We start from the raw sequence: 10,818 nt of genomic DNA, 5'->3' as shown, positions 1-10,818 counted from the left end.
TAAAGCAGTTTCAGGATGTAGTTGAAGATCGCGTGCGCGGTCAGTTTGGATGCCGGTCCCCGGCTTCCTGCCGTGAGGTGCGGCAAGACAAATTGTTCGAACTGCCCGCGGCTCAATTCCGTTGGAATCCGTTGCCATTGCTGGCTGTGCGCCATTATCGACCGCCAAAGATCGGGAATTCTAGCGGATCACGGCGGAAATCGGCGAAAGTCATACCCACAAAGGACTTCAGGCAAATTTGGCAGCCTTGAGAAACCCGCAACCAGTTGCAGGTTTTTGTCCGCACCGCCTCACGGTCAGTTTTTGAGGCAAATCAACAAATCGACTTCTGCGGCGGTTTAACATGAAACCATGTCGGCAGGGTGCGGCAGCATAGTAAGCCGCACGAAGCTGCGACGTCTTCACGCAATGCTTTCGGGGCATGCAGCAAAATGGCAACCGGTACGGTGAAATGGTTCAACGATGAAAAGGGCTTCGGCTTCATCACGCCCGATGACGGCAGCGAGGACCTCTTCGCGCACTTCTCCCAGGTACAGGGGAAGGAATTCAAGTCCCTGCAGGAGGGTCAGAAAGTCGGCTTCGAGGTGAAGCAGGGTCCCAAGGGAAAACAGGCTGCCAACATCCAGCCGCTCTAGCCCGACGGATGCCACGCGCAGCCATGAAATTGGGCTCTCGCGTGCGCGCCGGCCATCGCACCGAGGGGCTTTGTCGCAATGGCTCATGTGATGAACGACTCCCGCTAAGCGGCGAAAGGATTTACGCCGATGTGGAGAAGTCGTGACGGCCAGGCCACATGGGTTGTGCGAAGCAGTTACGACGCGCGGATGTACTCCGGTATTTCGCAGCGCTCGACCGTGTGTGATCGGCATGAGAGCGTGCGACTCGTCGCATTGCTGGAGCCGCGAGCTCGCGAAGCTCGGACACGCTGTTCGACTGGTTGCCCCGCAGTTCGTGCGGCCTTACGTAACGATGCGGCTGACGCCCACGCAATCTGCGAGGGGATACAACGACCGAACATGCGTTTTGTACCGGTCAAAACGCGGGTGCAACAGACAATGCTGTCGCTGCATTGCGCCGCGCCAAGCTGTTCAAGTCGCGTACGGCAACGAAGGAAGAGAACGGTGTATCTGCGAAAACGCCTCAACACTCGTTTGCGCGCTCGCTCGTAATAGTGGCGGTTAGCACCTTGATTGGGATCATAGTTCTGATCGTGTCGCAGAAAATGCATCCAGAGCAGGCTCAAGAAACAGTTTCGGCTAGATCGATTGAAGGCCGGACGAGGTAATAGGGGGTGAATGGGGCAGGTACGCGTGAGGGGGATCGCGACGCACTGCGCCCGAAAACGTCAGCGACGGCATTTGGTCAGCGATGGAGGCGGGGTTGGTCATCGTGCAGGCGAGTGTCCTGAACGGGTACTGAAGAGGGCTGAGGCGTTCGAAGCGCAACAATAGGCGGCGAAACACTTTTAACGGAAATCGCCATGACCACGCAAACAGTTGTGAATCCGGCCGCAAGACCATCCACCTTGCTTTTCCCGGGTGACGAACAATTCTGGTTCGAGACGGTACGCATGTTCGGCGCCGACGAGTACGGCGGCGGCTCTTTTGGCGAGGTCATGGCGGTTAGCGCCCGCATCGCGGCGGGCGACTACGACAGCTGGTTCGAAGCCTGGAACGCCATGGCGGACAGAATTGCGGCTGAGGGCGATAGGCAGTTTGCCCGCAGCCATCGAATCAGTGCTCGCGACAGCTACCTCCGTGCCTGCAACTACTATCGCTCGTCGGAGTTCTTCCTGCATGCCAATGCGCAGGACCCTCGTATCGGCCGTGCCTATGATCGCTCGGTCGCCTGCTATTGGGCGGCGGCAGCGCTGCACGATCCTGAGATCAAGCCGATAGCAATTCCTTATGAAGGCACCTCGTTGCCTGGCTATTTCCACCGCGCCGGCGAAGGGGTGCGGCCGCTGCTGATCCTGCATAGCGGCTTCGACGGCTCCGCCGAAGAACTGCACTGGGGCCAAGCACGGGCCGCAGTGGAGCGCGGATACCATGTGCTGTGTTTTGACGGTCCAGGTCAGTTCGGGCCTTTGCACAACGAGGGACTTGTCTTCCGGCACGATTGGGAAAAGGTCATCACGCCGGTGGTCGATTTCGCGCTGACGTTACCCGGTATTGCCCCGTCCTGCATCGCCCTTTGCGGTATAAGCCTGGGTGGCTATCTTGCGCCCCGCGCGGCCGCCTTTGAACATCGGATTGCAGCGGTAATCGCCAACGACGGCGTTTACGACTATGGCGCTGTCCATGTGGGCCGCTGGCCAGAAGGCGTGCGTGACGCGTTCTTGACAGAGTTGCGGGCCGGTCCAGCGCCGCGCATAGACCGGGCGATGGAAGCGGCCATGATGGCATCGCCCGTAACGCGCTGGGCGATTAGCCACGGGATGTGGTGCTTCGGCGCCGATACGCCCAGTGAATACATTCGCAAGACACTCGACTATTCGCTGGCGGGCGGCATCGCCGAGCAAATTCGCTGCCCAACGCTCGTGTGCGACGCCGAGGATGACCTGTTCTACAACGGGCAACCTCAGCAGCTATACGACCATCTCACCTGCTCAAAGGTGCTGATGACGTTTACCAATGCAGAGGGTGCGGGCGCTCATTGTGAGTTGGGGGCAGGTCGCCTCGCAAATGCCCGTATGTTCGACTGGCTTGACGAGACACTGGGGGTGTGACTAAGGGTACTGTCGCAATAAGGAAGCTGAGCGGCGAGAGCGCCGAACTATAGAGGACAACATTGTCGAACAGGATCACCGGGCCATCAAGCGTCGCATCCGCCCAATGATGGGATTCAAGAATTTTCATTGCGCACGCATCATTCTGGGTGGAATCGAGACCATGCATATGATTCGCAAAGGCCAGATGAACGATGGCGATAGGGCACTCTCTCCCATCCTTGTTCAGATATTTTTTCTGACGGACCCTGATCGGCGCCTCCCGCCTGGCGTTGATCGCTTGCAAGGCAGCCAGATTCGATCCGCTCTTATCGATCGTCACGGTCTCGGGTTCGCCATTCTGGTCGATTGCCTTTTCGAAATAGGCCCAGGCCGCAGCCTTGTCCCGTCGGGCTCGCAGCAGAAAATCAACGGTGCTGCCTGCCTTGTCGACAGCCCGGTAGAGATACCGCCACTCACCCCTGATTCGAAGTGGAGTAAGAGACAGGGCGTAGTCGAACTATTTCCCTGCCTCTCCTCCCCGAACCGGACGTGCGCCTCTCAGCGCATCCGGCTCTCCGCTGAAGTGTCGTTTCGAACAAAGGCGACACCGTTCCACCGTGCCAGCAGTTTGCTTTGTATTTCACTCTTCCATCCTCCAGCTCCTGCCGACCCTCCGTTTGCACCGCCGAAACGCCTTCTCCAGGACGGGCAACAGTTTGAGTGCCCAACGATGAACGGTCGAATGATCGACCGCAATCCCGCGCTCGGCCATCATCTGTTCGAGATGACGCAGGCTCAGCGGATAGGCCACGTACCACCGAACGCACAGCAACATCATGTCCAGCGGGTAATGCAACCGTTTGAGTACTTTTGCCACACCCGGACTCAGCTTCTCGGTCATCGACCAAGTCACGCATTAAGGCCCGTCAGCATAGCAGACCGCCTTATGGCGACAGATCCGTTCGGATGCCCATCGCGAAAGGCATCGACTATCTGCAGCTCTAGAAATTATGGGCAAGCATATATTCGTGTCTCAGATGTCGCGGAAAACATTCAGCACATTCAAAGGTAGCCGATGAAGAAGAGTATTGGATGGGCGCTCGCAGCAATCGCGCTCATTGCCGTGATCGGCACGGGAATCGTCTGGGAGCGCGACCGGGGGCGCGCCCTGCCGGACTACGTGGTCCACGCAAACGGACGGCTCGAACTCGCGCGGGTCGACGTCGCCGTCAAGTATGGCGGCCGCATCGTCGATCTGCCCGTACATGAAGGCGACGTGCTCGTAGCTGACGCCGTCGTTGCACGCGAGGACAACGACGAACTGCGCGCCCAGCTCGACGCGGCAAAGGCGGCCCGTGAACGCGCGGTTGGTGCTGCCATCCGCGCGGCCGCCCAGCTCGATGCAAGCGTCGCCCAAGTACGGCTCGCGCGGCTCGAAGTCTCGCAGGCGGAGAAACTATTCGACGCTTCGCAGATTTCGGCCGTAGAGCGCGATCGCCGCCGGCTCGCGCTGGAAGGCGCGCACGCGGGCGAAGGCGCGACGCGCGCAGCGCGCACGGAAGCCCAAGCCGCCGTTGAGGAAGCCGACGCCCAGATCGCGCGGTTTCAGGCCGTACTTGCCGACACGACGCTACGCGCGCCGCTCGCGGGCCGCGTCGAGTATCGCGTGGTCGAAGTCGGCACGGTCCTGCCCGCCGGCGGCCGCGTGGTGTCGATGCTCAACCCCGACGACATCTATTTCGCGATTTTTCTGCCGGGTCCGCAGGCGGGCGAGCTAGCAGTCGGCGCTGACGCGCGCATCGTGCTCGACGCATTCCCTCACGAGCCTATCGCGGCGCGCATCGAGTATGTCTCGGACGACGCGCAGTTTACGCCCAAGTACGTCGAAACCGCTAGTGAGCGAGCAAAGCTGATGTACCGCGTCAAACTCCAGCTACCGCTCGACGTCGCGCGCAAGCTCGCGTCGCGCCTGAAAGGCGGCATGACAGGCGAAGGCTATGTGCGAATCGATCCTTCGCAGCCCTGGCCCCGGGCGCTCGCCGTGCGCGGGAGTTAGACGATGGCGCTGGGAGGCGAAGGCGCAGGGCCTGGCTATGATGCCGAGGCGATTCGCATCACCGGTGTGTCGCACGAATACGGCGCGACGCGCTCGCTCGATGATGTCTCACTGGTATTGCCAGCGGGCACCACAATTGGCGTGATTGGTCCGGACGGCGTCGGCAAGTCTACGTTGCTTGGCCTTATCTCCGGGGTCAAGCGCGTGCAACGTGGCGAAATCAAGGTGCTCGGCGCGGATTTGCGAGTGCGCGCGGCGCGAGACCGCATCCTGCCGCGCATTGCGTTCATGCCGCAGGGGCTGGGGCGCAATCTCTATCCAACGCTGTCGGTCCACGAAAACGTCGACTTCTTCGCGCGGCTGTTCGGACTCGCAGACCGCGAGCGCGCGCGACGCATCGCGCGGTTGCTCGACGCGACGGGTCTTGCTCCCTTTCTCGACCGGCCTGCCCGCAAGTTGTCCGGCGGCATGAAGCAAAAGCTGGGCTTGTGCTGCGCCCTCGTGCACAACCCCGATCTGCTGATTCTCGATGAGCCCACCACTGGCGTTGATCCGCTCTCGCGGCGGCGATTCTGGACACTAGTCGACGACTTGCGCCGCGAGCATCAACGCATGAGCGTCATCGTGGCGACGGCTTATATGGAAGAGGCACAACGGTTCGAGCATCTGGTAGGCATGGACGATGGCCGTGTTGTGGTCAGTGACAGCACCGCCGCCGTGCTGCGGCGCGCCGGCACACAGGACCTCGAATCTGCCTATGTCTCGCTCCTGCCGGCGTACAAGCGGGCTGGTACCGGTGCACAGGCCATTCCGCCGCTCCAGCCAGCCGAAGGGCCGCCTGCAATCGAGGCCGACGGCCTCACACGTCACTTCGGCTCGTTCGTCGCGGTTGATCATGTGAGCTTTCGCATCGAACGCAGCGAAATTTTTGGCTTTCTCGGCTCGAACGGTTGCGGCAAGACGACCACGATGAAAATGCTGACGGGCCTGCTGGACGCGACAGAAGGCACGGCAATGCTGCTCGGCAAACCTGTCCGGGCGAGCGACATGGTCACCCGTATGAAGGTGGGCTACATGTCGCAGTCGTTCTCGCTCTACGAAGAGTTGAGCGTGCGTCAGAATCTCGACCTGCATGCCAGACTCTATCGCATGGAGGGCAATCATGCGACGCGCGCCGTCGCTGGTGCGCTCTTGGACTTCGACCTCGGTCCGTGTGCCGACGCGCGCCCGGCTAGCCTCTCACTCGGCATCCGCCAGCGGCTACAACTGGCCGCCGCCTGTCTCCACGGGCCGGAAGTGTTGATCCTCGATGAGCCAACTTCGGGCGTCGATCCCGGTGCACGCGACATGTTCTGGAGGCACTTGACCCGGCTTTCGCGCGAAGCACATGTAACTATCTTCATCTCGACACATTTCATGAACGAGGCCGCGCGCTGTGACCGCATCTCGTTCATGCATCGGGGGCGTGTCCTCGCGGTCGGAACGCCACAGGCGCTGCGGGAAGCGCGCCATGCGGCAACGCTCGAAGACGCGTTCGTCGCGTGGCTCGAGGACGCGCAGCGCGGCGAGGCACAATCAGCTGAACTGACGAAGGCAGCCACCACACCAGCGCTCGACGCTGGCGATTCGCCCCGCCACACGCGCCACGCGGGGGCAATAGCCAGCACGATATCCCGAGCACTGTCGGCGATGCCCGCGCTCGCTCGTATCTGGGCATTCGCGCGCCGCGAAACGCTCGAACTCGCGCGCGACCGGCTACGACTCGCGTTCGCGTTGCTCGGCCCGATCGTCCTGCTGCTGGCCGCTGCATGGAGTGTCTCATTCGACGTCGACAACGTGCGCTTCGCCACACTCGACCGCGATCGCACTGTCGCGAGCCGAGAGCTGATCGAGCAGTTCGCCGGCTCGCACTATTTCGTGCCTTCGGGCGAGACGCGCAGTGCCGAGGACGCGCTGCGTCTCTTGCGCAGTGCCGACGTGCAACTCGTCGTGGACATCCCGCCCGGCTTCGGTCGCGACCTGCTGGCCGGACGGCGTCCCGAGGTCGCTTTCTACGTGGATGGATCGAGTCCATTTCCCGGCGCTACGATCGACACCTACGTGAACGCCGTGTTGCTTCGCTACGTCTGCGTTCAGATGGCACGCGCGCCGGTTGTGCAATCCGCACTGCCGATGAGCACCGAGACGCGCTTCGTCTACAACGAGACGTTCCGCAGCATCTACGCGATCACCCCTGGCATCATCATGCTCGCCCTGATCCTGATTCCCACGATGCTGACCGCGCTCGGCGTCGTGCGGGAAAAGGAAATGGGTTCGATCACGAACCTTTATGCGTCGCCCGCTCGCGTCGGCGAATATCTGCTCGGCAAGCAGATGCCGTATGCGGCGCTTGCGATGCTGAGCTACCTGTTGCTCGTCGTGCTGACTGTGTCGGTGCTGCACGTTCCGCTGAAAGGCTCGTTCGTCGCGCTTACCATCGGCGCGCTATTGTTCGTGCTAGCGGCCACGGGACTCGGCTTGCTCGTATCGGCGTTCGTTCGCTCGCAGGTCGCGGCGATCTTCGGCACGGCGATCCTCTGCCTGATTCCATCCGTGAATTTTTCGGGGCTGCTCTATCCCGTCTCGACACTCACAGGCAGCAGCTATTGGGTCGGCGTGGGCTTTCCGTCGTCATGGTTCCAGCTCGTGAGCCTCGGCAGCTTTACGAAGGGACTCGGCGCGGACAGTTTCGGCACGATGTACATCGCGTTGCTCGGCTTCGCGCTCGCCTATCTGATCGGCGCGTGGTGCCTGCTCTCGAAGCAGGAGACATAGGCGATGCTGCAATGGTTTCGCAACGTCGCCCGGCTCGCACGAAAGGAAATCTTCAGCCTGTTCGGCGACCCCACACTCATGGCGTTGATAGTGTTCGCGTTCACCTTCGCCGTGTATTCGGTGGCGAAAGGCATCAAGGCGGAAGTCTCGAACGCGTCGGTCGCCATCGTCGACGCCGATCACTCGGAGCTTTCGCGGCGGCTACGCGTTGCCGTCCAGCCTCCGTACTTCAAGCCACCTGTCAATGTGGACCGGCGCGACATCAACTCGGCGCTCGATCGCGGCACGTATATTTTCGCCATCGAGATTCCTCCTCGCTTCGAGGCCGACGTGCTCGCCGGCCATGAACCGAGTGTGCAGGTGCTCGTCGACGCGACTGCGATGACCCAGGCGGGACTTGGCACCACGTATCTGCAGCAGATCTTTGTTACTGAAACGCTCGCATTCCTGCGTGCACGCAACGCCGAGGCGCAATTGCCCGCACGCGCTGTCGTGCATGTTCTGTTCAATCCGAACACCGAATCGTACTGGTTCACTTCGACCATGCAGATCGTCGTCAACGTCACTGTCCTGTCGATCATTCTCGTAGGCGCGGCCGTGATCCGCGAGCGCGAGCACGGCACGATCGAGCACCTGCTCGTGATGCCCGTGCGTGCGAGCGAGATCGCCGTCGCAAAGATCCTCGCCAATGGCCTCGTCATCTTCGCGGTTTCGCTGCTGTCGCTCGTGCTTGTGGTCAATCTGTGGCTGCGCGTACCGCTGCAGGGCTCGTTCGGGCTCTTCGCGCTCAGTACTGCGCTATATCTGTTTTCCGTAACGGCGCTCGGCATGTGGCTGGCGACGCTCGCGCCCGCCATGCCACAGTTCGGCCTGCTCACGGTGCCGACTTATGCCGTCGCGTATCTTCTATCGGGCGCCGCGACGCCGGTGCAAAGCATGCCGATCGCAATGCAGCCATTGGTGAAGCTGCTGCCGACCACGCAGTTCGTATCGCTGACCCAGGCCATTCTGTTTCGTGGCGCGGGCTTCGATATCGTCTGGCCGCAGATTGCCGGCGTCAGCACCGCAGGCGCTCTCTTTCTGCTGCTCGCGCTCACGCGCTTTCGCTCCATGCTCGCGCAACAAGGCTGAACCTCGATGATCCGTCCACGCTACCCGTCGACTCATTCCGCGCCAGTGCTCTTCTGGGCGCTGTGTTTTGCGGCCACGCTCATCGGCTGCAGCTCGCTAGTGAAGGTAGAGGTGCCGCCGTCGCGCGCCGCGCCCGCTGCGTTCGCGGAAGCGCCCCCGGCGGACACCGCTTCCGCCGACCTCGAGAACTGGTGGCAGGCGTGGCAGGCCCCCGCACTGACTGCCTATGTTGATGCCTCCTTGCGCGCGAACGACGATTTGCTTACTGCGCAGGCGCGCGTGCTCGAGGCGCGCGCGATCGCGGCGGTGGCCGATTCGGCGCGCTACCCGTCGCTGTCCGCGCAGGCCGGCGCCGCGCACGCGTTTGGCAACCTGCGCAATCTGCAGATTGCACCCGACGATTCGCCCGACCTCGACGCCTGGGCGGGCGGCGTGACCGCGATCTGGGAAGTCGACCTGTTCGGGCGCCGCACGATTGACGCCGAGGCAGCTACGGCGATGGCTGACTCGGCGCTGGAGCGGCTACGCGGCACGCGTATCGCGATCGCCGGGGAAGTCACGCAAAACTATATTGAAGCGCGCGGGTTACAACGCCGGCTGGGTGTGCTCGACCGCAGCATTATCACGTTGCGGGCGTTGCGGCGCTATGTTGATGCACGTTTCACAGCCGGTCAGGCAACGCGTTATGACGTTGATCGGATCGATGACCAGATTGCACAGCGCGAGGCCCAGCGGCCACCCCTGACGAGCGCGATCTCCGTGCGCGAAAGGCGTCTCGCCGTGCTCACAGGCCGTGCAGCGCAGGAGGCCTCGCCGCTCGGGCCGCCCGGTCCGTTGACGATTCCGGCTGTGCCGTCGGGCGAAGTCCCATCGTCTGTCCTCGAACGCCGTCCTGACGTGCGGGCGAGCGCGGCACTCGTGCGTGCGCAGGCGGCGCGACTTGGCAGCGCCAAAGCCGATCTCCTGCCGCGCTTCTATCTGACGTTCATTGGCCTCTACGGGCATGTGCATCTCGACGGGCTACCGGGCTTGTCCGGCACCGGTGGGCTCATCGGCATTGGTGCCGATCTGCCAATCTTCAATGCTGGGCGCCTGCGCGCCAACGTCGCCGCGAACGATGCGCGTTTGCAGGCCGCGCTCGCGCAGCATGACAAAACGGTGCTTCGAACGCTCGAAGAAGTGGCCAACGCATATGGAGTGCGCCACGGATTCGACGCTCGCAGCCTCCGCCTGAACGCGTCGCTCGATCTCGCCCGGCGCAATGCGCAGAGCGTGCGGCGGTTGTACGAAGGCGGACAACGCACGTTGCAGGAGGTCCTTGATGCGCGGATCGACGCGTTGCAGCGGGAAGATGCGCTTACCCAGGCGCAGACAGACGCCGCGCTGGCGACGGTGAAGCTGTATCTCGCGCTCGGCGGCGGCTGGGCGACCGAGTGACCCTGTTCGCGTTTCCGAACCACATCGGAGAGTAATCGGCGTCTGGCGGTAGTCGCGGCGATGATCGTGAAAGCCCGGATCCAGCGCGGCGAGGCCATGTGCATGGCTTTGTCCGGATGGGTACGAGTTCCCGTGCTATGGACCAACTGGTTGCGCGTTTTCGTTTTTGGGATCGTCGGGAGTATCTGTGGGTAGTTTGAGGTGGTTCACAGAGGGCACAGGAAGCGAGACAGCTTTTTGCAGGTGGCATCGAAAGCGCTTTGCGCTTGCTCGTCGAGGTGACGGGAGATCAATGGACCGCCGTATTCATGGACCTGCTGAAGCACAAGTGTGCGAGCGTCCAAGGCAGCAGCCTCAGGATCTTCGTAACGCACTTCAATGAGATGTCCACCGAGCATCCATAGGTGATCGCGGTGCCGGTTCAGCGTTTTGCGCGCATATCTAGATAGCGTCAAGCAGGACGGCCTGTCCAGCGACAACCATCTTGGCCGGCGCATTGACTCATCAGAATTGCAACTCGCGCTGACTTGTTGCCTCACGTAGTTTGCTACCCGTCGGATTGTCCGGCGGGAGCGGCTCGAGGTGACGAGGCAAATCAGCATGACGACACGCAAGGAGTTGGTGGCAGCATTGCATTTGCGGTATGGCAGCGCGACGTTCGGTGAGCGGG

The 10,818-nt window shown here is 62.0% G+C and carries 6 protein-coding genes and 5 pseudogenes; 8 read left to right on the top strand and 3 right to left on the bottom strand.

All coding sequences use genetic code 11. From position 1 onward, the window contains the following. The first annotated feature begins 431 nt into the window (after positions 1–431). The 4 genes and pseudogenes from A3A5_RS0105840 to A3A5_RS40800 form a co-directional block, all read left to right on the top strand. Complete coding sequence (locus A3A5_RS0105840; RefSeq protein WP_018309673.1) at positions 432–635, top strand: cold-shock protein; 204 nt, start codon at positions 432–434, stop codon at positions 633–635. Between the two features lie 217 nt (positions 636–852). Beyond that, a pseudogene (locus tag A3A5_RS44445) lies at positions 853–1,070 on the top strand (IS110 family transposase); the annotation flags it as partial. Positions 1,071–1,480: 410 nt separating this feature from the next. Continuing rightward, a complete protein-coding gene (locus A3A5_RS0105835) occupies positions 1,481–2,728 on the top strand; it encodes a S9 family peptidase (protein ID WP_018309672.1) in 1,248 nt (415 codons plus the stop codon). A gap of 25 nt (positions 2,729–2,753) precedes the next feature. Beyond that, positions 2,754–2,918: pseudogene (locus tag A3A5_RS40800) on the top strand (DDE-type integrase/transposase/recombinase); the annotation flags it as partial. 12 nt (positions 2,919–2,930) lie between these two features. Here the strand turns inward: A3A5_RS40800 and A3A5_RS40515 are convergent. Together A3A5_RS40515 and A3A5_RS37720 are read right to left on the bottom strand one after the other, a co-directional pair. Beyond that, positions 2,931–3,188 (bottom strand): annotated as a pseudogene (locus tag A3A5_RS40515) (DDE-type integrase/transposase/recombinase); the annotation flags it as partial. A 157-nt stretch (positions 3,189–3,345) separates the two neighbouring features. Then, a pseudogene (locus A3A5_RS37720) lies at positions 3,346–3,611 on the bottom strand (IS6 family transposase); the annotation flags it as partial. A 174-nt stretch (positions 3,612–3,785) separates the two neighbouring features. Here A3A5_RS37720 and A3A5_RS0105825 point away from each other — a divergent pair. From A3A5_RS0105825 to A3A5_RS0105810, 4 genes are read left to right on the top strand one after another with little or no spacing between them, the layout of a single operon-like run. Next, positions 3,786–4,766 carry an HlyD family secretion protein gene (locus A3A5_RS0105825; RefSeq protein WP_018309670.1) on the top strand — a complete coding sequence of 327 codons (981 nt, stop codon included), beginning with the start codon at positions 3,786–3,788 and terminating at the stop codon, positions 4,764–4,766. Between the two features lie 3 nt (positions 4,767–4,769). Continuing rightward, positions 4,770–7,580, top strand: coding sequence for a ribosome-associated ATPase/putative transporter RbbA (gene rbbA, locus A3A5_RS0105820; protein WP_018309669.1), 2,811 nt, complete (start codon positions 4,770–4,772; stop codon positions 7,578–7,580). A gap of 3 nt (positions 7,581–7,583) precedes the next feature. Then, positions 7,584–8,711, top strand: coding sequence for an ABC transporter permease (locus A3A5_RS0105815; RefSeq protein ID WP_018309668.1), 1,128 nt, complete (start codon positions 7,584–7,586; stop codon positions 8,709–8,711). A gap of 6 nt (positions 8,712–8,717) precedes the next feature. Continuing rightward, complete coding sequence (locus tag A3A5_RS0105810) at positions 8,718–10,148, top strand: TolC family protein (RefSeq protein ID WP_035811884.1); 1,431 nt, start codon at positions 8,718–8,720, stop codon at positions 10,146–10,148. A gap of 206 nt (positions 10,149–10,354) precedes the next feature. Here A3A5_RS0105810 and A3A5_RS44440 read toward each other — a convergent pair. Beyond that, a pseudogene (locus A3A5_RS44440) lies at positions 10,355–10,818 on the bottom strand (hypothetical protein); the annotation flags it as partial.

It is taken from the genome of Cupriavidus sp. UYPR2.512, from assembly GCF_000379565.1.
In the GTDB taxonomy this organism is placed as follows: Bacteria; Pseudomonadota; Gammaproteobacteria; order Burkholderiales; family Burkholderiaceae; genus Cupriavidus.
The sequence above is the reverse complement of the archived record's forward strand: the minus strand, read 5'-3'. Positions and strand labels throughout refer to the sequence as shown.

Excerpts from the sequence above, each read along its gene's own strand:
- A3A5_RS0105835 (WP_018309672.1), top strand. The coding sequence starts at position 1,481 with ATGACCACGCAAACAGTTGTGAATCCGGCCGCAAGACCATCCACCTTG.
- A3A5_RS0105815 (WP_018309668.1), top strand. The coding sequence starts at position 7,584 with ATGCTGCAATGGTTTCGCAACGTCGCCCGGCTCGCACGAAAGGAAATC.
- rbbA (WP_018309669.1), top strand. The coding sequence starts at position 4,770 with ATGGCGCTGGGAGGCGAAGGCGCAGGGCCTGGCTATGATGCCGAGGCG.
- A3A5_RS0105810 (WP_035811884.1), top strand. The coding sequence starts at position 8,718 with ATGATCCGTCCACGCTACCCGTCGACTCATTCCGCGCCAGTGCTCTTC.
- A3A5_RS0105840 (WP_018309673.1), top strand. The coding sequence starts at position 432 with ATGGCAACCGGTACGGTGAAATGGTTCAACGATGAAAAGGGCTTCGGC.
- A3A5_RS0105825 (WP_018309670.1), top strand. The coding sequence starts at position 3,786 with ATGAAGAAGAGTATTGGATGGGCGCTCGCAGCAATCGCGCTCATTGCC.